The organism is Pseudomonas sp. 37 R 15, assembly GCF_900004865.1.
GTDB classification, from domain to species: domain Bacteria; phylum Pseudomonadota; class Gammaproteobacteria; order Pseudomonadales; family Pseudomonadaceae; genus Aquipseudomonas; species Aquipseudomonas fluorescens_AM.
Genome location: NZ_CVTV01000049.1, coordinates 60,154 through 82,928 on the forward strand (window position 1 = coordinate 60,154; position 22,775 = coordinate 82,928).

At 61.0% G+C, this 22,775-nt stretch carries 22 protein-coding genes; 14 read left to right on the top strand and 8 right to left on the bottom strand.

Annotation, left to right across the window (positions count from 1 at the left end; translation table 11 throughout):
- Position 1 precedes the first annotated feature (1 nt).
- Positions 2 to 1,453 (bottom strand): Asp-tRNA(Asn)/Glu-tRNA(Gln) amidotransferase subunit GatA, encoded by a 1,452-nt coding sequence (gene gatA / locus BFQ04_RS15675; protein ID WP_065951606.1) that lies wholly within the window; start codon positions 1,451 to 1,453, stop codon positions 2 to 4.
- 16 nt (positions 1,454 to 1,469) lie between these two features.
- Positions 1,470 to 1,757 carry an Asp-tRNA(Asn)/Glu-tRNA(Gln) amidotransferase subunit GatC gene (gene gatC / locus BFQ04_RS15680; protein WP_003188556.1) on the bottom strand — a complete coding sequence of 96 codons (288 nt, stop codon included), beginning with the start codon at positions 1,755 to 1,757 and terminating at the stop codon, positions 1,470 to 1,472.
- 210 nt (positions 1,758 to 1,967) lie between these two features.
- On the opposite strand from gatC, the gene mreB reads away from it, so the two are divergent.
- The 8 genes from mreB to tldD all read left to right on the top strand — a co-directional run bounded on the left by mreB (position 1,968) and on the right by tldD (position 13,151).
- Positions 1,968 to 3,005 (top strand): rod shape-determining protein MreB, encoded by a 1,038-nt coding sequence (mreB, locus tag BFQ04_RS15685; RefSeq protein ID WP_002555108.1) that lies wholly within the window; start codon positions 1,968 to 1,970, stop codon positions 3,003 to 3,005.
- A gap of 139 nt (positions 3,006 to 3,144) precedes the next feature.
- Positions 3,145 to 4,239 (top strand): rod shape-determining protein MreC, encoded by a 1,095-nt coding sequence (gene mreC / locus BFQ04_RS15690; RefSeq protein ID WP_083217996.1) that lies wholly within the window; start codon positions 3,145 to 3,147, stop codon positions 4,237 to 4,239.
- Positions 4,239 to 4,727, top strand: coding sequence for a rod shape-determining protein MreD (mreD, locus tag BFQ04_RS15695; RefSeq protein ID WP_043048570.1), 489 nt, complete (start codon positions 4,239 to 4,241; stop codon positions 4,725 to 4,727). The genes mreC and mreD overlap by 1 nt, the downstream gene beginning before the upstream one ends.
- A 50-nt stretch (positions 4,728 to 4,777) precedes the next feature.
- Entirely contained in the window at positions 4,778 to 5,374 is a 597-nt protein-coding gene (locus BFQ04_RS15700) for a Maf family protein (protein ID WP_065951608.1), read from the top strand.
- Positions 5,375 to 5,445: 71 nt separating this feature from the next.
- Complete coding sequence (gene rng / locus BFQ04_RS15705; RefSeq protein ID WP_065885774.1) at positions 5,446 to 6,903, top strand: ribonuclease G; 1,458 nt, start codon at positions 5,446 to 5,448, stop codon at positions 6,901 to 6,903.
- A gap of 76 nt (positions 6,904 to 6,979) precedes the next feature.
- Positions 6,980 to 10,795 (top strand): YhdP family protein, encoded by a 3,816-nt coding sequence (locus tag BFQ04_RS15710; protein ID WP_065951609.1) that lies wholly within the window; start codon positions 6,980 to 6,982, stop codon positions 10,793 to 10,795.
- A 48-nt stretch (positions 10,796 to 10,843) separates the two neighbouring features.
- Positions 10,844 to 11,692 carry a carbon-nitrogen hydrolase family protein gene (locus BFQ04_RS15715; RefSeq protein ID WP_065951610.1) on the top strand — a complete coding sequence of 283 codons (849 nt, stop codon included), beginning with the start codon at positions 10,844 to 10,846 and terminating at the stop codon, positions 11,690 to 11,692.
- 16 nt (positions 11,693 to 11,708) lie between these two features.
- Positions 11,709 to 13,151 carry a metalloprotease TldD gene (gene tldD, locus BFQ04_RS15720; protein ID WP_065892647.1) on the top strand — a complete coding sequence of 481 codons (1,443 nt, stop codon included), beginning with the start codon at positions 11,709 to 11,711 and terminating at the stop codon, positions 13,149 to 13,151.
- Positions 13,152 to 13,196: 45 nt separating this feature from the next.
- Here tldD and yjgA read toward each other — a convergent pair whose 3' ends face one another.
- On the bottom strand, positions 13,197 to 13,718 hold the full coding sequence (gene yjgA, locus BFQ04_RS15725; protein ID WP_065885777.1) for a ribosome biogenesis factor YjgA: 522 nt from the start codon (positions 13,716 to 13,718) through the stop codon (positions 13,197 to 13,199).
- Positions 13,719 to 13,826: 108 nt separating this feature from the next.
- Between yjgA and pmbA the strand changes: the two genes are divergently transcribed.
- The 6 genes from pmbA to BFQ04_RS15755 all read left to right on the top strand — a co-directional run bounded on the left by pmbA (position 13,827) and on the right by BFQ04_RS15755 (position 19,078).
- Entirely contained in the window at positions 13,827 to 15,173 is a 1,347-nt protein-coding gene (gene pmbA, locus BFQ04_RS15730; RefSeq protein ID WP_065951611.1) for a metalloprotease PmbA, read from the top strand.
- A 145-nt stretch (positions 15,174 to 15,318) separates the two neighbouring features.
- Positions 15,319 to 15,714, top strand: coding sequence for a FagA protein (locus BFQ04_RS15735; protein ID WP_065951612.1), 396 nt, complete (start codon positions 15,319 to 15,321; stop codon positions 15,712 to 15,714).
- Entirely contained in the window at positions 15,707 to 17,083 is a 1,377-nt protein-coding gene (locus BFQ04_RS15740) for a class II fumarate hydratase (protein WP_065951613.1), read from the top strand. Before BFQ04_RS15735 ends, BFQ04_RS15740 begins: the two co-directional genes overlap by 8 nt.
- Before the next feature lie 27 nt (positions 17,084 to 17,110).
- Positions 17,111 to 17,539 (top strand): hypothetical protein, encoded by a 429-nt coding sequence (locus BFQ04_RS15745; RefSeq protein WP_065951614.1) that lies wholly within the window; start codon positions 17,111 to 17,113, stop codon positions 17,537 to 17,539.
- A gap of 1 nt (position 17,540) precedes the next feature.
- Positions 17,541 to 18,152, top strand: coding sequence for a superoxide dismutase (locus BFQ04_RS15750; RefSeq protein ID WP_065951615.1), 612 nt, complete (start codon positions 17,541 to 17,543; stop codon positions 18,150 to 18,152).
- A 32-nt stretch (positions 18,153 to 18,184) separates the two neighbouring features.
- A complete protein-coding gene (locus BFQ04_RS15755) occupies positions 18,185 to 19,078 on the top strand; it encodes a ZIP family metal transporter (RefSeq protein ID WP_065951616.1) in 894 nt (297 codons plus the stop codon).
- A 37-nt stretch (positions 19,079 to 19,115) separates the two neighbouring features.
- Here the strand turns inward: BFQ04_RS15755 and BFQ04_RS15760 are convergent, their stop codons facing one another.
- From BFQ04_RS15760 to BFQ04_RS15780, 5 genes are all read right to left on the bottom strand, one after another.
- Positions 19,116 to 19,388 (bottom strand): HPr family phosphocarrier protein, encoded by a 273-nt coding sequence (locus tag BFQ04_RS15760; protein WP_065951617.1) that lies wholly within the window; start codon positions 19,386 to 19,388, stop codon positions 19,116 to 19,118.
- A gap of 16 nt (positions 19,389 to 19,404) precedes the next feature.
- Entirely contained in the window at positions 19,405 to 20,262 is an 858-nt protein-coding gene (gene rapZ / locus BFQ04_RS15765; RefSeq protein WP_065951618.1) for an RNase adapter RapZ, read from the bottom strand.
- A gap of 2 nt (positions 20,263 to 20,264) precedes the next feature.
- Positions 20,265 to 20,729, bottom strand: a complete 465-nt coding sequence (gene ptsN / locus BFQ04_RS15770; RefSeq protein ID WP_057724571.1) for a PTS IIA-like nitrogen regulatory protein PtsN — start codon at positions 20,727 to 20,729, stop codon at positions 20,265 to 20,267.
- A gap of 9 nt (positions 20,730 to 20,738) precedes the next feature.
- Positions 20,739 to 21,044 (bottom strand): ribosome hibernation-promoting factor, HPF/YfiA family, encoded by a 306-nt coding sequence (gene hpf, locus BFQ04_RS15775; protein WP_057724572.1) that lies wholly within the window; start codon positions 21,042 to 21,044, stop codon positions 20,739 to 20,741.
- A gap of 75 nt (positions 21,045 to 21,119) precedes the next feature.
- Positions 21,120 to 22,613, bottom strand: a complete 1,494-nt coding sequence (locus BFQ04_RS15780) for an RNA polymerase factor sigma-54 (RefSeq protein WP_057724573.1) — start codon at positions 22,611 to 22,613, stop codon at positions 21,120 to 21,122.
- Between the last annotated feature and the right edge of the window lie 162 nt (positions 22,614 to 22,775).

The window sequence follows — 22,775 nt, forward strand, 5'->3', positions numbered from 1 at the left end:
CTCAGAAGCCGGTAGGGGTGCGAGTGTGCCAGTCGGTGTGCAACTGGTACTGGTGCGCCACATTGAGCAGGCGGCCTTCCTGGAAATACGGGGCGAGCAATTGCACGCCGACCGGCAGGCCATCGACGAAACCGGCGGGCATGGACAAGCCCGGCAAGCCCGCGAGGTTGGCGGTGATGGTGTAGAGGTCTTCCAGGTACTCGGCGATCGGGTCGCCGGTCTTGGCGCCGATCTTCCACGCCGGGTTCGGCGTGGTCGGGCCGAGGATCACGTCGACTTCTTCAAAGGCAGCCATGAAGTCGTTCTTGATCAGGCGACGGATCTTCTGCGCCTTGAGGTAGTACGCGTCGTAGTAGCCGGCGGACAGCGCATAGGCACCGACCATGATCCGGCGTTGCACTTCGGCGCCGAAGCCTTCGCCACGGGAGCGTTTGTACAGATCGGTGAGGTCTTTCGGGTTTTCGCAGCGATAGCCAAAGCGCACACCGTCGAAACGCGACAGGTTCGAAGACGCCTCTGCCGGCGCGATCACGTAGTAGGCGGGAATCGCGTGCTGGTTGTTCGGCAGGCTGATTTCCTTGATCACCGCGCCAAGCTTCTCCAGCTCTTTGATGCTGTTGTGCACCAGATCGGCGATTCGCGGGTCGAGGCCGGCGCTGAAATACTCTTTTGGCACGCCGATGCGCAGACCCTTGATCGAGTCATTCAGGCTGGCGCTGTAGTCCGGCACCGGCTCATCGATGCTGGTGGAGTCCTGTTTATCGAAGCCTGCCATGCCTTGTAACAAAATTGCGCAGTCTTCAGCGGTACGTGCCAGAGGGCCACCCTGATCGAGACTCGAAGCGTAGGCGATCATGCCCCAGCGGGAAACGCGACCGTAGGTCGGCTTCAGGCCGGTGAGGTTGGTGAAGGCTGCCGGCTGGCGGATCGAACCACCGGTGTCGGTTGCCGTCGCGGCGGGCAGGAAGCGTGCGGCCACGGCCGCAGCCGAACCACCGGAGGAACCGCCGGGTACGTGAGCCAGGTTCCACGGGTTTTTCACTGCGCCGTAGTAGCTCGACTCGTTGGCCGAACCCATGGCGAACTCGTCCATGTTGGTCTTGCCCAGGGTCACGGCCCCGGCGGCGGCCAGCTTGGCGACCACGGTAGCGTCGTAGGGCGCCTTGAAGTTGTCGAGCATCTTCGAGCCGCAACTGGTGCGAATGCCCTGGGTGCAGAACAGGTCCTTGTGGGCGATCGGGGCGCCCAGCAGTGCGCCGTCTTCACCGTTGGCGCGCCGCTCGTCGGCGGCCCTGGCCTGGCTCAGGGCCAGCTCCTGGGTGAGGCTGATGAAGCTGTTGACCTTGGGGTCCAGCTCGGCAATGCGCGCCAGCAGGGTCTTGGTCAGCTCTTCGGAAGAAAACGTTTTGTCGGCGAGACCGCGGGCGATCTCGGCCAGAGTCATGTGATGCATGAAAGGCTCTTTCCCTTTAGTCGATGACTTTCGGAACCAGGTACAGGCCGTTTTCGACCGCTGGCGCGATGGACTGGTAGGCCTCGCGGTTATTGCGCTCGGTCACGACGTCTGCGCGCAGGCGCTGACTGGCTTCCAGCGGGTGAGCCAGGGGCTCGATGCCGTCGGTATTGACGGCCTGCATTTGGTCAACCAGCCCGAGAATGCTGTTCAGGGCTGCGGTGGTCTGTGGAAGATCGGCGTCATTGAGGCCAAGCGAGGCCAGATGCGCGATTTTTTCCACGTCGGAGCGTTCAAGCGCCATGGGATTCTCCAGTGGAAAACAGAACGGAGGGCGTCCGTGTGTTAGATTGTCGGAACACTACCGCATTTCTACGGTCATAAGGCCGCGATTGTGGGGGTTGGTGCACAGAAAGTCGGCCAATTTAGCACATTGGCGCCTTGCCCAAAATCCCTGTCGTTGTTAGAGTTTGCCGCACTTTTTTACCCACGCGTTGCCTAGGGTCCCTTTCCCATGTTCAAGAAACTGCGTGGCATGTTTTCCAGCGATCTTTCCATTGACCTGGGCACTGCCAACACCCTTATTTACGTGCGCGAGCGCGGTATCGTTCTGAATGAGCCATCGGTTGTGGCCATTCGGACCCATGGTAATCAGAAAAGTGTCGTTGCCGTTGGCACCGAGGCCAAGCGCATGCTCGGCCGTACACCCGGCAATATTGCTGCCATTCGTCCGATGAAAGACGGCGTGATCGCCGACTTCAGTGTCTGCGAGAAGATGCTGCAGTACTTCATCAACAAGGTTCACGAAAACAGTTTTCTGCAGCCCAGCCCTCGTGTGCTGATCTGCGTCCCGTGCAAGTCCACCCAGGTGGAGCGTCGTGCCATCCGTGAATCGGCCCTTGGTGCCGGTGCCCGCGAAGTGTTCCTGATCGAAGAACCGATGGCCGCCGCAATCGGCGCCGGCCTGCCGGTTGAAGAGGCCCGTGGTTCGATGGTGGTGGATATCGGTGGCGGTACCACCGAGATCGCCCTGATTTCCCTGAACGGTGTGGTGTATGCCGAATCCGTACGCGTTGGCGGCGATCGCTTCGACGAAGCGATCATCACGTATGTGCGTCGTAACTACGGCAGCCTGATCGGCGAATCCACCGCCGAGCGCATCAAGCAGGAAATCGGTACCGCCTACCCGGGCGGCGAAGTTCGCGAAGTCGATGTTCGCGGTCGCAACCTGGCCGAAGGTGTGCCACGTGCCTTCACGCTGAACTCCAATGAAGTGCTGGAAGCGCTGCAAGAGTCCCTGGCCACCATCGTCCAGGCGGTGAAGAGCGCCCTGGAGCAGTCGCCACCGGAACTGGCTTCCGATATTGCCGAGCGTGGCCTGGTATTGACCGGCGGTGGCGCCTTGCTGCGCGACCTCGACAAGTTGCTGGCCCAGGAAACCGGCCTGCCGGTGATCGTCGCCGAAGACCCGCTGACCTGCGTTGCCCGTGGCGGCGGTCGTGCACTGGAAATGATGGATAAACACACCATGGACCTGCTCTCCAGCGAATAAGATCGCCTGGACGGTTCATGCTGGGTCGGCAGGCAGCACTTTGCAGTGCTGCCTGTTGGCGTTTATCTTCTTCAATCTGCATCCAGGCCGGTTTGATGCCGTATGAATAAAGAGAACATTTGCCTGGGAGGAGCGGCCTATTAAACCGCTCTTTGCCAAAGGCCCCTCATTGGGCGTGCGCTTGTTGGTGCTGACCGTGCTTTCGGTCGCGCTGATGGTGGTCGATGCGCGCTTTTCGTTGCTCAAGCCTGTGCGTAGCCAGATGTCGCTGGTGTTGATGCAGACTTACTGGATCACCGACCTGCCGCAACGTCTCTACCAGGGCGTGGCCAGCCAATTCGGCAGCCGCACCGAGCTGGTCGCCGAGAACGAAAAACTCAAGACCGAAAACCTGCTGTTGCAGGGCCGCATGCAAAAGCTGGCAGCCCTCACCGAGCAGAACGTTCGGCTGCGCGAGTTGCTCAATTCTTCTGCGCTGGTCAACGAAAAGGTCGAAGTGGCCGAGTTGATCGGCATGGACCCCAATCCCTTTACCCATCGCATCATCATCAACAAGGGCGAGCGCGACGGCGTGGTGCTCGGCCAGCCGGTGCTCGATGCCCGTGGCCTGATGGGCCAGGTGGTCGAGCTGATGCCCTACACTTCGCGGGTCCTGCTGTTGACGGACACCACCCACAGCATCCCCGTGCAGGTCAATCGCAACGGCTTGCGCGCGATTGCCAGCGGCACCGGTAATCCGGAACGCCTGGAGTTGCGGCACGTGGCCGATACCGCTGACATCAAGGAGGGCGACCTGCTGGTCAGCTCCGGCCTGGGTCAGCGCTTCCCGGCCGGCTACCCGGTGGCGACGGTCAAGGAGGTCATCCATGACTCCGGCCAGCCGTTTGCCATTGTGCGTGCCGTCCCGACTGCCGCGTTGAACCGCAGCCGCTACCTGCTATTGGTGTTCAGCGACAACCGCACGCCGGAAGAGCGCGCCAATGACGCGGCGCAGGCTCAGGAGGCGGAAGACAAGCAGAACGGCACCGCCCCCGTGATTCCCGCCACCGTGCCGAAACCGGCGTTCGTGGGGCCACCCGCGCCTGCGGCCGTACCCGCAACCGCAGCGCCTGTCGCCACACCGGCCAAGCCCGCAGCACACAGCGCCCGCCCGGCGAAACCGTCGGCGACCACCGCGCCTGCCGCGAGGCCCGCGACAACCGCCCCGGCCACGACGCGGCAGAGGGAGGAGTAATGGCCAGCACTCATTCGCGCAATGGCTGGATTGTCTGGCTGACCTTTGCCATCGGCTTGCTGCTCAGCGTTTCACCGCTGCCGCAATTCATGGAAATCCTGCGCCCGCTGTGGCTGGCGCTGCTGTTGGCGTTCTGGTCGTTGAACCTGCCGCACAAAGTAGGCATGGTCACGGCGATGTGCCTGGGTTTGGCAGAGGACGTGCTCTATGGCACCTTGCTGGGCCAGAATGCACTGATCCTGACCCTGATTACCTTCCTGGTGCTGTCGTTGCAGCAGCGCTTGCGCATGTTCCCGATGTGGCAGCAGTGCCTGGTGATCCTGGTGATCTTCGGCCTGGCGCAGCTTGTTCAACTCTGGCTCAGTGCCTTGACCGGCAATCGCCAGCCCACCCTGGCACTGGTGTTGCCGGCTCTGGTCAGCGCATTGCTGTGGCCCTGGATCAGTTTCGGCCTGCGTGGGTTACGTCGTCGCTATAAAATCAATTGATGGATTGCGAGGCTCTGCCTGGTTATCGAACCCTACAGGGAGAGTCTGCAATGAATGTGCTTTATCTGGCCTCGGGCTCCCCGCGGCGACGTGAATTGTTGACCCAGATCGGTGTGCCTTTCACCGTGGTCAGCGCCGCCATCGATGAAACGCCTCTCACACACGAAACCCCTGTGGCTTATGTCGAGCGCCTGGCGCGAAGCAAGGCCGCGGCGGGTTTGGCTGCGCTCGAGCAAACCCCAGGCATCTGCGTATTGGGTGCCGATACGGCGGTTATCGTCGATGGCAAGATTCTTGGCAAACCGGTGGACCAGGCCGATGCGCTGGCGATGTTGATGGCCCTGGCAGGGCGTGAGCATGAAGTCCTCACGGCCATTGCCCTGACCGACGGCCAACGCTGTGAAACCCGGTGTGTCAGCAGCCGTGTAATTTTTCGCGACATTTGTGCCCAAGAGGCGACGGCCTACTGGCACAGCGGCGAACCCCAGGACAAGGCCGGCGGCTATGCTATCCAGGGGCTTGGCTCGGTGTTCGTCACCGGACTCAATGGCAGCTATTCCGCCGTGGTCGGCCTGCCGGTGTGCGAAACCGCGCAACTGCTGGGCCAATTCGGCATACCCTGTTGGCAAAACCTTACCGCGCGCTGAGCGCCTTTACTTTCGCGCCAAGCCATAAGCGATCGGTCACTATTGTGAAAACGCCTGAACGAGACCCAGCCATGAGTGAAGAGATTCTGATCAATATCACGCCGATGGAATCGCGCGTGGCGGTGGTAGAGAACGGTGTTCTGCAAGAAGTGCATGTGGAGCGTACCCAGAAGCGCGGGATCGTCGGCAATATCTATAAAGGCAAGGTGGTGCGCGTATTGCCAGGCATGCAGGCGGCCTTCGTCGACATCGGCCTGGACCGCGCCGCGTTTATCCATGCTTCGGAAATCTCCCTGCGCGAAGGCCCGGCGGTGGAAAGCATCAGCGCCCTGGTGCACGAAGGGCAGAGCCTGGTGGTGCAGGTCACCAAGGACCCCATCGGGTCCAAGGGCGCCCGGCTGACCACCCAATTGTCGATTCCTTCGCGGTACCTGGTGTATATGCCGCGTACCGCCCACGTCGGTATTTCCCTCAAGATCGAAGATGAAGCCGAGCGCGAGCGCCTGAAGAAGGTGGTCAGCGACTGCGTGGCCGCCGAAGGCATCAAGGAAGCCGGTGGTTTTATCCTGCGTACCGCCGCCGAGGGGGCGGGCGCCGATGAAATCCTGATGGATATCCGCTACCTGCGGCGCCTGTGGGACCAGATCGCGGCGCAGATCCAGACCATTGGCGCGCCAAGCGTCATCTATGAAGACCTCGGCCTGGCGTTGCGTACCTTGCGCGATCTGGTCAGCCCGAAGATCGAGAAAATTCGCATCGACTCGCGGGAAACCTTCCAGCGCACCACGCAATTTGTCGCCGAGCTGATGCCGGAAATTGCCGACCGCCTCGAGCACTACCCGGGCGAGCGGCCGATCTTTGACCTGTATGGCGTCGAAGATGAAATCCAGAAAGCCCTGGAGCGCAAGGTCCCGCTCAAATCCGGCGGCTATCTGGTGGTGGACCCGGCGGAAGCCATGACCACCATCGACGTCAACACCGGCGCGTTCGTGGGTCACCGCAACCTCGAAGAAACCATCTTCAAGACCAACCTCGAAGCGGCCACCGCGATTGCGCGCCAACTGCGCCTGCGCAACCTGGGCGGCATCATCATCATCGACTTCATCGACATGGAAGATGGCGAGCACCAGCGCCAGGTCCTGCGCACGCTCGAAAAGCAGCTGGAGCGCGACCACGCCAAGACCAACATCATTGGCATCACCGAGCTGGGGCTGGTGCAGATGACCCGCAAGCGCACCCGCGAAAGCCTTGAGCAAGTGCTGTGCGAACCCTGCAGCAGTTGCCAGGGCCGCGGTAAATTGAAGACCCCGGAAACGGTTTGCTACGAGATTTTCCGCGAAATCCTGCGCGAGGCGCGCGCCTACCAGGCCGAAGGTTATAGAGTGCTCGCCAACCAGAAAGTGGTGGATCGCCTGCTGGATGAAGAGTCGGGTAACGTCGCTGAACTGGAGGGCTTTATCGGGCGCACCATTCGTTTTCAGGTTGAAACCATGTACTCCCAGGAACAATACGACGTGGTGCTGCTCTGATCCCCTTTCGTTTTCTCTTTTCGAGACCGACAGGCGCTGATCTGTGGTCCGACTACTGCTTTGAGGGTCGCCTGACATGGAGCGTCTGATACGCTTTTTTGCCGCTTTGACCCGTTGGGGACTGGGCCTGTGTGCGTTGCTGCTGGTCGTGGCGGCGGTATACGTGAGCCTGGGGCGTGAATTGACCCCGCTGGTGGCCGAATACCGCGCTGAAGTCGAAGCCAAGGCCCAGGTGGCGGTACAGATGCCTGTTCATATTGGCAGCCTCGAAGGCCGCTGGAGCGGTTTTGCGCCAATATTGCTGGCCCATGACGTGATGGTCGGCGAGGGCAGCAGTGCGTTGCGCCTGGACCAGGTCGAGGTGGTGCCCGATCTTTGGGCCAGCCTGATGGCCCGCGAAGTGCGCATCGCCCATCTGCAAGTCAGCGGCTTGCAGTTGAGCGTCAAGGAAGACAAGGACGGTCGCTGGGCGCTGCAAGGCTTGCCGATACAGGACGACCAGCCACTGGACCCGGAGCAACTGCTCACCCGCATGCAAATGGTCAAGCGCGTATCGGTGCTGGACAGCCAGGTGACGCTGCAACCGTTCGACCGGGCGCCGGTGACCGTGACTTATGTCGGCCTGAACCTGCACACCGGTACGACCCGGCAACGTGTGGACGCACGCCTGACATTACCCGACGGCCAACCGCTCGCCTTTACCCTGCGCAGCCGTATGCGCGCCAGCCAATGGAAAGACGCCCAGGTCGAGGCCTACCTGAGCCTGCCTCAAAGCGACTGGGCCAAGTGGATTCCGTCCCGGCTGACCCAACAATGGAAGCTCACCCAGTTCAAGGCTGGCGGTGAGTTCTGGCTCAACTGGGCCAACGGCACCGTACAAAGCGCCGTGGTGCGCCTCGATTCACCGCAAGTCAAGGGCAGCTACGCCGAGCGTAAGCCGGTACACATCGAGAACCTGGCCCTGACCGCTTATGTGCAACGCAGCGACGGCGGCCTCAAGGTGCTGTTTGATTCGCTGGCGATGAATATCGGCGAAACCCGCTGGGAATCACGCCTGCAACTGCAGCAGAGCCTGGCGACCGAGAAAGATCAGGAAGTATGGAAACTTCAAGCCGACCGGCTCGACCTGACCCCCATCACGCCATTGCTCAATGCCCTGGCACCGCTGCCGGAAGGTTTCGCCCAGGCCGTCGAGCACCTCAAAGCCACCGGCCTGTTGCGCAATGTGCTCGTGGACTTCCGCCCACAGGACAGCACCGATCAGAAAGTCAGTTTTGCCGCCAACCTTGAGCGGGTCGGTTTTGACGCTTACTTTGGCGCGCCAGCCGCGCGCAATGTGTCCGGCAGCATCAGCGGCGACCTGGGCCATGGCGAGTTGCGCATGGACAGCAAGGACTTTTCCCTGCATCTGTCGCCGATCTTCGCCAAGCCATGGCAGTACATCCAGGCCAATGCGCGCCTGACCTGGACGCTGGACAAACAGGGCTTCACCCTCATCGCACCGTATATCAAGGTGCTGGGGGAGGAAGGCAAGGTCGCTGCGGACTTCCTGATTCGCCTGCATTTCGACCATAGCCAGGAGGACTACATGGACCTGCGGGTCGGCATGGTCGATGGCGATGGTCGTTTCACCCCCAAGTATCTGCCCGCGGTGTTGAGCCCGGCGCTGGATGAGTGGTTGCGCACGGCGATTCTCAAAGGCGCGGTAGACGAAGGTTTCTTCCAGTACCAGGGCTCGCTGAGCCACAACGCGCTGCCGGCTTCACGCAATATCAGCCTGTTCTTCAAGGTGCACGATGCCGAGCTGGCGTTCCAGCCGGGCTGGCCCCATGTGAGCAAGGTCAAGGGTGAGGTGTTTGTCGAGGAGAGCGGCGTGCGCATCCTGGCCAGCAAGGGGCAGTTGCTCGATACCCAGGTCAAGGACGTCTACGTCAATATCCCACACGCGCCGGCCGGCCAGGACAGCCACCTGCTGCTCACCGGCGGATTCTCCGGTGGTTTGGGCGATGGTCTGAAAATCCTTCAGGAAGCCCCTATCGGCACCGCCACCACCTTCGCGGGCTGGAAGGGCGAGGGCAACCTGCAAGGCAGCCTGGACCTGGATGTGCCCCTGGCCAAGGGCACCGAACCCAAAATCGTGGTCGACTTCAAGACCGACAAGGCGCGCCTGCAACTGGCGGAGCCCACCCTGGACCTGACCCAGCTCAAGGGCGACTTCCGTTTCGACAGCGCCAAAGGCTTGAGTGGCCAGAATATTTCGGCGCAGGCGTTTGACCGTCCGATCACCGCGCAGATTTTTGCCGAAGGCAAGCCCGGCGCTGTCAGCACCCGCGTCACCGCCAAGGGGCAGGTCACGGTCAAACGGCTCACGGACTGGTTGAACATCAGCCAGCCGCTGCCTGTGACCGGCGATATCCCGTACCAGTTGCAAGTCATCCTGGACGGCGCGGACAGTCAGTTGATGGTCGACTCCAATCTCAAGGGCGTTGCGGTGGATTTGCCGGCGCCGTTCGGCATGCCGGCGAGCCAGGGCCGTGACAGTACGTTCCGCATGACCTTGCAGGGTGCTGAGCGGCGGTACTGGTTTGATTACGCAGAGCTGGCGAATTTCACCTTCGCGGCGCCGCCGGATAACTTCAATGATGGCCGCGGCGAATTGTTTCTCGGCAATGGCGATGCGGTATTGCCCGGCGCCAAGGGGCTGCGTGTTCGCGGGGTGCTCTCCGAGCTGGATATCGACCCGTGGAAAAAACTCGCGAACCGTTACGCGGGTAACGATCCGGGCGGCAGTGCCAAGCAACTGCTCAGTGGCGCCGACTTCAAGGTGGGCAAGCTGACCGGTTTCGGTACCCGGTTCGACCAGGTCAAACTGCAGCTGGATCGCAAGCCCGTGGCCTGGGGCCTGCAGTTCGACAGCCAGCAAGCCAAGGGCACGGTGAATCTGCCGGATGCCAAGGGCGCGCCCATTGCCGTCAACCTGCAGTACGTGAAGCTGCCTGCCGTGGACCCTACTGTGCAGGCTGACGAGAACGCGCCGGACCCGTTGGCCGATGTCGACCCCAAGGATATTCCCGCGCTGGATATCGCCATCGACCAACTGTTCCAGGGCCCGGACCTGGTGGGCGCGTGGTCGCTGAAAATCCGGCCGACCGCCAAGGGCCTGGCCTTCAACAACCTGAACCTGGGCCTCAAAGGCATGCAACTCAACGGGGCCGGTGGGTGGGAAGGCGCGCCGGGGGCCAGCAGCAGTTGGTACAAAGGGCGACTGGACGGCAAGAACATTGCCGACGTGCTCAAAGGTTGGGGGTTTGCGCCCACGGTGACCAGCGAGGACTTTCATCTGGACGTGGATGGTCGCTGGCCGGGTTCGCCGGCCTGGGTCGGGCCCAAGCGGTTCTCCGGTAGCCTGGACGCGGCGTTCCGCAAAGGCCAGTTCGTGGAAGTGGAGGGTGGCGCCCAGGCGCTGCGGGTGTTCGGCCTGCTTAACTTCAATTCCATTGGCCGCCGTTTGCGCCTGGACTTCTCCGACTTGCTCGGCAAGGGCTTGAGCTATGACCGGGTCAAGGGCTTGCTGGCGGCCAGTGATGGTGTGTTCGTGACCCGTGAGCCCATCACCATGACCGGGCCGTCTACCAACCTGGAGCTCAATGGCACCCTGGACCTGGTGGCGGATCGCGTCGATGCCAAGTTGCTGGTGACCCTGCCGGTCACCAACAACCTGCCCATCGCCGCATTGATCGTCGGCGCGCCGGCCATTGGCGGTGCGTTGTTCCTGATCGACAAGTTGATCGGCGACCGGGTATCGCGCTTCGCCAGCGTGCAGTACACCGTGCAAGGCCCATGGAAAGACCCGAAAATCACCTTCGACAAGCCATTTGAAAAGCCAAACTGAGAGGCTGTGGAGTAGCATGGCCGCATGCCCTTTACGGAGTGTCGGCCCATGTCCTTTGCGGTAACTCAAATGGTCAGCCAGAGTGACGTGCTGGCCAACCTAGCCCAGGCACGCCGCCTGCTGGAACGCGCGGCGGCGGATGGCGCCAGGCTTGCGGTGCTGCCGGAGAACTTCGCCGCCATGGGCCGCCGTGACATGGCCGATATCGGTCGCGCCGAGGCACTGGGTGAAGGCCCGATCCTGCCCTGGTTGAAACAGACCGCTCGCGACCTCACCTTATGGATAGTGGCGGGCACAATACCGTTGCCACCCAGGGATCAACCGGACGCCAAGCCCAACGCCTGCTCGCTGCTGATCGACGACCGAGGTGAAATCGTCGCTCGTTACGACAAGCTGCACTTGTTCGATGTGGATGTAGCGGACGCCCGAGGTCGCTATCGCGAATCCGACGACTATGCTTTCGGAAGCAATGTGGTCGTGGCAGATACGCCCGTGGGGCGCTTGGGGCTGACGGTGTGTTACGACCTGCGCTTCCCCGAGTTGTACAGCGAGCTGCGTGCGGCGGGGGCTGAGTTGATCAGTGCGCCCTCGGCGTTTACAGCGGTGACCGGGGCTGCGCATTGGGATGTGCTGATTCGCGCTCGGGCCATCGAAACCCAGTGTTACCTGCTGGCGGCCGCCCAGGGCGGTGTGCACCCGGGGCCACGGGAAACCCATGGGCACGCGGCGATTATCGACCCCTGGGGGCGCGTGCTGGCCCGGCAGGATCAAGGCGAAGCGGTGCTGGTGGCCGAACGCGACAGCAGTGAACAGGCGTCGATACGGGCGCGCATGCCGGTGGTCAACCATCGGCGCTTTTTCTCGCAGGGCGCGCAGCGACCTGCTTCAGAACGATGAATTTAAGGCCAAACCTATGAGCGAGTTGTTGTCCTCAGTCAGTGAACATCTCCTGGCACCCGGTGGCGTGACCATCGAAAATCTGCAAACCGTGCTGGGCGATCTGGCCGGGCCCGGGATCGACGCGGCCGACCTGTATTTCCAGGGGCAGATTTCCGAGTCCTGGGCGCTGGAAGACGGCATCGTCAAGGAAGGCAGTTTCAACCTTGACCAAGGCGTAGGCGTGCGCGCGCAATCGGGCGAGAAAACCGGTTTTGCCTACAGCAACGCCATTACCCTGGAGGCCCTGGGCCTGGCGGCGCGTGCGGCGCGCTCGATTTCCCGCGCGGGCCAGAACGGCACGGTGCAGGCGTTCAGTACCCAGGACGTGGCTCAGCTGTACGCGCCGGATAATCCGTTGGAAGTGATCAGCCGCGCGGAGAAGGTCGAGCTGCTCAAGCGTGTTGACGCGGCTACTCGTGCCCTGGACCCGCGTATCCAGCAGGTCACCGTGAGCATGGCCGGTGTGTGGGAACGCATCCTTGTCGCCTCCACCGACGGCGGGCTGGCGGCCGATGTGCGGCCACTGGTGCGTTTCAACGTGAGTGTGATCGTCGAGCAGAACGGTCGCCGCGAACGCGGTGGCCATGGCGGCGGCGGGCGTACCGACTACCGTTATTTCCTCGCCGAAGACCGCGCCATGGGCTATGCCCGTGAAGCGTTGCGCCAGGCACTGGTCAACCTGGAAGCGATTCCGGCGCCGGCCGGTACCTTGCCGGTGGTGCTGGGCTCGGGTTGGTCCGGTGTGTTGTTGCATGAAGCGGTGGGCCATGGGCTGGAAGGCGACTTCAACCGCAAGGGCAGTTCCGCCTACAGCGGGCGCATGGGCGAGATGGTCGCATCCAAGCTGTGCACCATTGTCGATGACGGCACCTTGGCCGGTCGGCGTGGTTCGTTGAGTGTGGATGACGAAGGGACGCCAACGGAGTGCACCACCCTGATCGAAAACGGCGTGCTCAAGGGCTATATGCAGGACAAGCTCAACGCCCGCCTGATGGGTGTGGCGCGCACCGGCAACGGTCGCCGCGAATCCTATGCGCACCTGCCGATGCCACGCATGACCAACACCTACATGCTCGGTGGTGAAAGCGATCCGGCGGAAATCATTGCTTCGGTCAAGCGCGGCATCTACTGCGCCAACCTCGGTGGCGGGCAAGTGGATATCACCAGCGGCAAGTTCGTGTTCTCTACCAGCGAGGCGTACTTGATCGAAGACGGCAAGATTACCGCTCCGGTCAAGGGCGCGACATTGATCGGTAATGGGCCGGAGGCCATGAGCAAGGTGTCGATGGTCGGTAACGACCTGTCGCTGGACAGCGGCGTGGGCACGTGCGGGAAGGATGGGCAGTCGGTGCCGGTGGGCGTAGGCCAGCCAACCTTGAAAATCGATGCGATCACCGTGGGTGGCACGGGGTCGTAAACGCGAGAGCTTCGGGTGGCGAAGGTCGCCACCCGGGGAAGAGGATCAGCGCAGACCGCGTTGAGTCTCGTCCAGCTCACGGATGTATTTGAAGATTTTACGGCTGGTGGCCGGCGCCTTGTTATGCGCCTGTTCGTGTTGGGCCTGACGGATCAGGGAGCGCAATTGCTGGCGGTCCGCTTCCGGATAGTCCAATACGAATTTTTCCAGCACGGCGTCATCGCCCGAGATCAGGCGATCACGCCAGCGCTCCAGGTTATGGAAGCGTTCGTTGTACTGGCGAGTGGAGGCATCGGTTTGATCGAGCAAGGCCAGAATGGCGTCAGTGTCCTGATCGCGCATCAGCTTGCCGATGAACATGATGTGCCGTTTGCGCGCGATATTCGCGGTGTGCTTAGGCGCATCGGCCAAGGCCCGGCGCATTTCGTCGGTCAGTGGCAGTTTGGCAATCAAGTCTTTTTTGAGCGTTGTAAGGCGCTCGCCAAGGTCAACCAGAGCATGCAGCTCGCGTTTGACCTGGGTTTTGCTTTTCTCCCCATCGAGGGAGTCGTCGTAAGAATCAACCATGGTGGCAGTCCGCAAAGAAACGCCGCCATGATAACCAGTCGGGGGCCGCTTGTCCGGCCCGGTCGCTCGATGGCCTTAACCGAGAGCAGAATTTGAGTGGAGAAAACCATGAGTGCAGCCCAAAGCGTCGGTCCGCAAGCGTTACCGGCACTGCAGGAACAAGTCGAGCAGATCCTTGCCGAGGCCAAGCGCCAGGGGGCCAGCGCCTGTGAAGTAGCGGTGTCGCTGGAACAGGGGCTGTCGACGTCGGTGCGTCAGCGGGAAGTGGAGACCGTCGAATTCAACCGCGACCAGGGGTTCGGCATTACCTTGTACGTGGGCCAGCGCAAAGGTTCGGCCAGTACGTCGGCCAGTGGCCCGGAGGCGATTCGCGAGACCGTCGCCGCTGCTTTGGCCATCGCCAAACACACTTCTGAGGATGAAAGCTCAGGCTTGGCCGATAAGGCGCTGATGGCCAAGGATCTGCAGGATTTCGATCTGTTTCACGCCTGGGACATCACGCCTGAGCAAGCCATCGAACAGGCGCTGACCTGCGAAGCGGCAGCGTTCGACGCCGACGCTCGCATCAAGAACGCCGATGGCACTACGCTGAGTACCCATCAGGGTTGCCGTGTCTACGGCAACAGCCATGGTTTTATCGGGGGCTATGCGTCCACCCGTCACAGCCTGAGCTGCGTGATGATCGCTGAAGCCAACGGCCAGATGCAGCGTGATTACTGGTACGACGTGAATCGTCAGGGTGAGTTGCTGGCAGACCCGGTAAGCATCGGCCAGCGCGCCGCGCAGCGTGCAGCCAGTCGTCTGGGCGCGCGCCCGGTACCTACTTGCGAAGTGCCGGTGCTGTTTTCCGCCGAACTGGCCGGTGGTTTGTTCAGCAGTTTCCTCGGGGCGATTTCCGGTGGCAACCTCTATCGCAAATCGTCCTTCCTGGAAGGCGCGATCGGTCAGCAGCTGTTCCCTGAATGGCTGACCATCGATGAGCGTCCGCACCTCATGCGCGCCATGGGCAGCGCCTCGTTCGACGGCGATGGCCTGGCCACTTACGCCAAGCCGTTCGTCGAGAAAGGCGAGTTGGTGTCTTATGTATTGGGCACCTACGCGGGGCGCAAGCTTGGCCTGCCCAGCACCGCCAACTCCGGCGGCGTTCATAACCTGTTCGTGACCCACGGCGATGAAGACCAGGCGGCGCTGTTGCGACGCATGGGGCGCGGCCTGCTGGTCACCGAATTGATGGGCCACGGCCTGAACATGGTGACGGGGGACTATTCCCGCGGCGCGGCGGGATTCTGGGTGGAAAACGGCGAGATTCAGTTCGCCGTCCAGGAAGTGACCATCGCCGGCAACATGCGCGATATGTTCAAGCAGATCGTTGCCGTGGGTAACGATCTTGAACTGCGCAGTAATATCCGCACCGGCTCCGTGTTGATTGAACGGATGACTGTCGCCGGCAGCTGACCTGCGACGTTCCACCAAAAGGCGCGCCATAGTGATGATGGCGCGCCTTTTTTTGTGGCGGTGTGAGACAGGATCGATCTGCTGTTCTTGTTTTGATTCTCAATATCATTTAATAATGAATATCATTACTGGATGAGTGTGGATCATGAGTTCTGTCTTGCATGAGGACCCGTACCTGGAAAGTTGGCGGTGGATGAGTCGTCAGATCCGCTGCGGGCTCGACCCCAATGAACCTCGCCTGATCGAACATTACCTCAATGAGGGGCGTTACCTGGCGTGTTGCACCGCGACTCACCCGTGGACAATCGCCGAAACCTCATTTCGCCTGCTCATCGACACCGCCAACGATATCGCGCTGCCGTGGCATTGGCGTGCCCTGTGTCTGGACCAGGCCTGGCGCCCGCTGCGCGATCTGGAAAAACTCTCCCACTGCGCCTGCCGGCTCAAACGCTGGCAGGCCTTTGCCTGGCAATTGGCGACCTGCCAATTGCTGCCATCCCTCTCTTTCTCCGACCTGGTGCAAGGATCAAATGATGAGTAACACCCGTATCGAACGCGACAGCATGGGCGAACTGCAAGTCCCCGCCGAGGCCTTGTACGGTGCACAAACCCAGCGCGCGGTGAACAACTTTCCGATCAGCCATCAGCGCATGCCGGCGCCATTCGTTCGCGCGCTGATTCTGGCCAAAGCCGCCGCAGCCAGGGCCAACGTCGACCTCAAGCAAATCAGTGAAGGGCAGGGCAAGGCCATTGTCGATGCCGCCCAGGGCTTGTTGGAAGGCGACTACATGCAGCACTTCCCGGTGGATATTTTCCAGACCGGCTCCGGTACCAGTTCCAACATGAACGCCAACGAGGTGATTGCAACCCTGGCCAGTCGGTTGCTGGGCGAGGTGGTAAACCCCAACGACCACGTCAACTGCGGGCAAAGCAGCAACGACATCATTCCTACCACTATTCATGTCAGCGCCGCGCTGGTGCTGCACGAGCAGACACTGCCAGCCTTGTTGCACCTGGTGCAGGTGATCGAGCAAAAAGCCGAAGCGGTCCACCCGTTCATCAAGACCGGGCGTACCCACTTGATGGATGCCATGCCGGTGCGCATGAGCCAGGTGCTCAATGGCTGGGCGCAGCAACTCAAGGCCAATATCGGCCACTTGCAGGATCTGTTGCCGGCACTGCAGGCGTTGGCCCAGGGTGGCACGGCGGTGGGCACCGGCATCAACGCCCATCCTGAGTTTGCCGCACGCTTCAGCGGGCACCTGAGCCACCTGACCAAGGTGAAGTTCACGCCGGGCAAGAACCTGTTTGCGTTGATTGGCTCCCAGGATACCGCCGTCGCCGTCTCCGGCCAGCTGAAAGCCACTGCGGTGTCGCTGATGAAAATCGCCAATGACCTGCGCTGGATGAACTCCGGTCCGTTGGCCGGCCTGGGTGAAATCGAGCTGGAAGGGCTGCAACCGGGTTCTTCGATCATGCCGGGCAAGGTCAACCCGGTAATTCCCGAGGCCACGGCCATGGTGGCCGCGCAAGTCATCGGCAACGATACGGTGATTACCGTGGCCGGCCAATCGGGCAACTTCGAACTGAACGTCATGCTGCCGATCATCGCCCAGAATCTGCTCAGCAGCCTGGAGCTGCTGGCCAACGCCAGCCGTTTGCTGGCGGACAAGGCCATCGCCAGCTTCAAGGTCAACGAAGCGAAGCTCAAGCAGGCGTTGTCGCGCAACCCGATTCTGGTCACCGCCCTCAATCCGATCATTGGTTACCAAAAGGCCGCCGAAATCGCCAAACAGGCTTATCAGCAGGGCCGTCCGGTCATCGATGTCGCCCTCGAACACACCGACTTGCCTCGCAGCCAACTGGAAGTCCTGCTGGACCCGGAAAAGCTCACGGCTGGCGGCGTGTGATCATCGACCCCGCTTTGGAGGTTCACCATGGAGCACTGGAAACGCACGATCGAACGGGCCAATCGCTGCTTTATGGCAGGCGAGCTGGTTGACGCCCGCGAGGCCTACCTGCAAGCCCTGGCCCTGGCCCAAGTGTTGTTTGAGCGCTGGGCGGATGCCGACGAAGCCGTGGCGGCTTGCGTCATCTCCCATCACAACCTGGCCGACCTGCACCTGCGTCTCAACCAGCCTGAGGAAAGCGCGGAATACCTCTGCGCCATTCACCAGCGGCTGCTGCAGACCATGCAGGACCCACGGCTCAGTCCGCCGTTGCGTGAGGCAGCGTTGCGCCAGAGCAGCAAAACCTATGTCGAACTGTTGAATTTCATCAGCGATCACGGCGAATACCCGCGCACCCATCGCTTGCTGGGCAGTGCTGCGACGCAACCGACCCCTTCTCAATATGGAGCACATTGATATGACCTACACCCTGCCGCCGTTGCCTTACGCCTTTGACGCGCTCGAGCCCCATATCGATGCGCAAACCATGGAGATTCACTACACCAAGCACCACCAGACTTATATCAATAATCTCAATGCTGCGGTCGAGGGCACTGAGTTCGCGGGCTGGCCGGTGGAGAAGCTGGTTTCCAGCGTTGAAAACTTGCCGGAGAAATTACGCGCTGCCGTGGTCAACCAAGGAGGCGGCCATGCCAACCACTCGCTGTTCTGGGCGGTCATGTCGCCTACAGGTGGTGGAAAACCCGAAGGTGTTCTGGGCCGGGCCATCGACGAGCAGTTGGGGGGCTTCGACAGCTTCAAGCAAGCGTTTACCAAGGCGGCGTTGACCCGCTTCGGCAGCGGCTGGGCCTGGTTGAGTGTGACCCCGCAAAAGACCTTGGTGGTGGAAAGCAGCGGTAACCAGGACAGCCCGTTGATGAGCGGCAATACGCCGATTCTCGGCCTGGACGTCTGGGAGCATGCCTACTACCTGCTGTATCAAAACCGACGACCGGAGTACATCAATGCATTCTATAGCGTCATCAACTGGCCCGAGGTTGCCATACGCTACCAGGCTGCATTGGCCTGACACTCACTCCAACACACGACCTAAGGCCGACCATGGGCACTGAAACACTGGCGATTAGCAGCGTGCGATTATTTCGCTATGCGCTTGGCTCCCTGCTTCTGTTAGCCGGTACGGCATTACTGGTGGCTCATGGCCTGGCCTGGCTCGACCTGGAACCGCGCATCTTGCGAGCGCTGCAGGGCGGGGCGATCTGTGCCCTCGGTACTGCGCTGGGCGCGGTGCCCGTGCTGGTGATTCGCCGTATGCCGGCGGCGTTGAGCGATACCCTGCTGGGTTTTGGCGCGGGGGTCATGTTGGCGGCGACCGCCTTTTCGCTGGTGGTGCCGGGTATCGCTGCCGCAGAAAAGCTGGGGCTCACACCCTGGGGCGCGGGTGGTTTGATCAGCTTCGGCATCATGCTCGGTGCATTCGGGTTGTATCTCGTGGACCGCCAGGTTTCAGGCGCCAGCCCGGAAGTGCTGGTGGGCACGCCGGATAAGCCGGTTATCCCGCCGCGTATCTGGCTTTTTGTGTTCGCGATCATTGCCCACAACATCCCGGAAGGCATGGCCGTGGGTGTTTCTGCCGGCGGCGGCATGGCGGATGCCGACAGTCTCGCCATGGGCATTGCCCTGCAGGACGTACCGGAAGGCCTGGTGATTGCGCTGGTATTGGCTGGGGCGGGGATGTCGAGGATCAAGGCGTTTCTGATTGGCGCTGCCTCGGGTTTGGTCGAGCCGGTCTTTGCAGTGTTATGCGCGTGGTTGGTGAGCCTTGCCGAAGTGCTGTTGCCCTTGGGGTTGGCACTGGCTGCGGGTGCGATGCTGCTGGTGGTGACCCATGAGGTGATCCCTGAGTCGCGCCGCAACGGTCACGACAAACTCGCCAGCCTGGGATTGTGCATCGGGTTTTGCTTGATGATGGTGATGGATACGGCACTGGGATAGCAGGAGCGAGCCCGTTCGCTCCTGCAAGAGGAAGGCGTTATTCACCCTCGTCGAAGTAGTTGTTGATCAACGCGACTAACGCGTCCATCGCTTCCTGCTCTTGTTCACCCTCGGTTTTCAGATGGATTTTAGTGCCCTTGCCTGCGGCGAGCATCATCATCGCCATGATGCTCTTGCCGTCGACCATCGAGTCAGGGGTACGCCCGGCGCGGATCTGGCAGGGGAACTGCCCGGCGACACCGACAAACTTGGCTGATGCGCGGGCATGCAAGCCCAGCTTGTTGATGATTTCAATTTCCCGAGCCGGCATCGCTATGGTGTTCCTTTCAGCTAAGGTCGCGGTGGCGAACCTGGACGTTCTTGAGGGTTTGTTGCAGCACCTGGCCCAGTCGCTCCGTCAGGTAGACAGAGCGGTGGTGGCCGCCGGTGCAGCCGATGGCAATGGTGACATAGGCGCGGTTGCTTGCAGCAAAGCGCGGCAGCCATTTGAGCAGGTAGGTGGAGATATCCTGGAACATCTCTTCCACATCCGGTTGTGCCGCCAGGTAGTCGATCACGGGCTGGTCAAGCCCGGACTGATCGCGCAACTCCGGTTTCCAATACGGGTTGGGCAGGCAGCGCACGTCGAACACCAGGTCGGCATCCACCGGCATGCCGCGCTTGAAGCCAAACGACTCGACCAGAAACGCCGTGCCAGGCTCCGGCTGGTTCAGCAATCGCAGCTTGATCGCATCGCGCAGTTGGTACAGGTTCAGGTTGGTGGTGTTGATCTTGAGGTCGGCCAGATCGATGATCGGCCCCAGCAGTTTGGTCTCGTCCTCGATGGCTTCGGCCAGGGAACGGTTGGCGCTGCTGAGCGGGTGGCGGCGACGGGTTTCGGAGAACCGCTTGAGCAGGGTTTCTTCGTCGGCGTCCAGGTACAGCACGTCGCAATGAATATGTTTGGCGCGCACCTCCTCGAGCAGTTCGGGAAACCGTGAGAGGTGGCTGGGTAGATTGCGGGCGTCGATCGACACGGCGACCAACGGTTGCGCCAGTTCGGTGTGGATCAGGGCGCGTTCCGCCAATTCCGGCAGCAAGCCGGCGGGCAGGTTGTCGATGCAATAGAAGCCGCTGTCTTCAAGAACGTTAAGAGCAGTGCTCTTACCCGAGCCGGAACGGCCGCTGACGATGATCAAACGCATGATTACTGCCCGTTTTGCTCATCCAGAACGACCTGATACAGCGCTTCGTTACTGCTGGCGCTGCGCAATTTATCGCGCACTTCCTTGCGGTCGAGCATGCTAGCAATCTGCCGGAGCAGTTCCAGGTGTGCATCGGTGGCTGCTTGTGGGACCAGCAGAACGAACAGCAGGTCGACCGGGGCGCCGTCGATGGCATCGAAATCGATAGGGTGATCCAGGTGCAGCAAAGCACTGACCGGTGTTTCGCAGCCTTTGAGGCGGCAGTGGGGGATGGCGATGCCGTTGCCAAAACCGGTCGAGCCGAGTTTTTCACGGGCGATCAACGCCTCGAAGACATCTTGCATTTCCAGTTCAGGCACTTGGCTGCTGATCAGGTTGGCAATTTGTTCGAGGGCTTTCTTCTTGCTGCCGCCCGGCACGTTCACGAGGGAACGGCCGGGGGTCAGGATAGTTTGAAGTTGGATCATGGGGGAGGGTTAACGACCTGTACCTTGCATCAGGTGCAGATTCTTTTCCTTATGCTTTTTGAGTTGGCGGTCAAGCTTGTCGGTGAGCAAGTCGATCGATGCATACATGTCTTCATGCTCGGCATTAGCAACCACTTCGCCACCGGGTATCTGCAGGGTCGCTTCGATTTTCTGCTGAAGCTTATCGACCTTCATGATGACCTGCACGTTGGTGATCTTGTCGAAATGTCCTTCAAGCTTCTTCAGCTTCTGTTCGACGTATTCGCGCATTGGAGGGGTGACTTCTACATGGTGTCCACTGATGTTGACTTGCATACAGCTTCTCCTTCGTTGCCAGTGCATAAAGCGGCGGGTAGGAATACCCGCCACTGGAACGCTGTGCCCCGCCCGTCACATCAAACGCTTACGCTCGCTGGAAGGCGCGATCCCAAGGGACTCGCGATACTTGGCGACGGTTCGACGGGCGACCTGAATGCCTTGTGCCTCCAGTAAACCAGCGATCTTGCTGTCACTCAACGGCTTTTTCTGATTTTCCGCGGCAACCAGTTTTTTGATGATCGCGCGGATCGCCGTGGACGAGCATTCGCCGCCTTCGGAGGTGCTTACGTGGCTGGAGAAAAAGTATTTCAGCTCATAAATACCCCGTGGGGTATGCATGAATTTTTGCGTGGTCACCCGCGAAATCGTCGATTCGTGCATGCCGACCGCCTCGGCGATGTCATGCAGTACCAGCGGTTTCATGGCTTCGTCACCATATTCCAGAAAGCCGCGCTGGTGCTCGACGATCTGGGTGGCGACTTTCATCAGGGTTTCGTTGCGGCTTTGCAGGCTCTTGATGAACCAGCGCGCTTCCTGCAACTGGTTGCGCATGAAGGTGTTGTCGGCGCTGGTATCGGCGCGGCGCACGAAACCGGCGTATTGCGGGTTTACCCGCAGGCGTGGCACCGACTCCTGGTTCAATTCCACCAGCCAGCGCTCGTTGTCCTTGCGCACGATCACATCAGGCACGACATACTCGGCTTCGCTGGACTCGATCTGCGAGCCCGGGCGAGGGTTGAGGCTCTGGACCAGTTCGATGACCTGGCGCAGTTCGTCTTCCTTGAGCTTCATGCGACGCATCAGCTGGCTGTAATCGCGGCTGCCCAGCAGGTCGATGTAATCGCTGACCAGGCGCTTGGCTTCAGCGAGCCAGGGTGTCTTGGCCGGCAGTTGGCGCAGTTGCAGCAACAGGCACTCGCTGAGCGTACGGGCGCCAATCCCGGCGGGCTCGAATTGCTGGATGCGGTGCAGGACGGCTTCGATCTCGTCCAGCTCGATATCCAGCTCCGGGTCGAACGCCTCAAGAATTTCTTCCAGCGTCTCGTCCAGGTAACCCTGGTTATTGATGCAATCGATCAGGGTGACGGCGATCAGTCGATCGGTGTCGGACATCGGCGCCAGGTTCAGTTGCCACAGCAGGTGACTCTGCAGGCTCTCGCCGACGGACGTACGGGTGGTGAAGTCCCATTCGTCATCATCATTGCTGGGCAGGCTGCTGGCGCTGGTCTGGTAGACGTCTTCCCAGGCGGTATCCACGGGAAGCTCGTTGGGAATGCGTTCGTTCCATTCGCCGTCCTCGAGGTTGTCCACCGTCGGGGCGGTTTCCTGATAGGACGGTTCCTGTACGTCGGGATTGGGCTTTTGCTCGATGTTGTCGGCCAAAGGGTCTGTGTTGTCGAAGTCGTCGCCTTCTTCCTGGCGTTCGAGCATCGGATTGGACTCCAGGGCCTCCTGGATTTCCTGTTGCAGGTCCAGGGTCGACAATTGGAGCAGGCGGATGGCCTGTTGCAGCTGCGGTGTCATCGTCAGCTGCTGGCCCATTCTCAGGACTAGCGATGGTTTCATGGCAGGGGCTTAACACCTTATTCGCCGGCGCAATGCGCCATCCACGACAGGGCGCGCGAGCGCCAAACATAAGCAAATTATATGCCTGAAATCAGGGCCTTTGCCTAGAGCGCGGTAACAATAAAAAAACCGAGGTTTTCATTGACTCGCTCGCACTCTCAC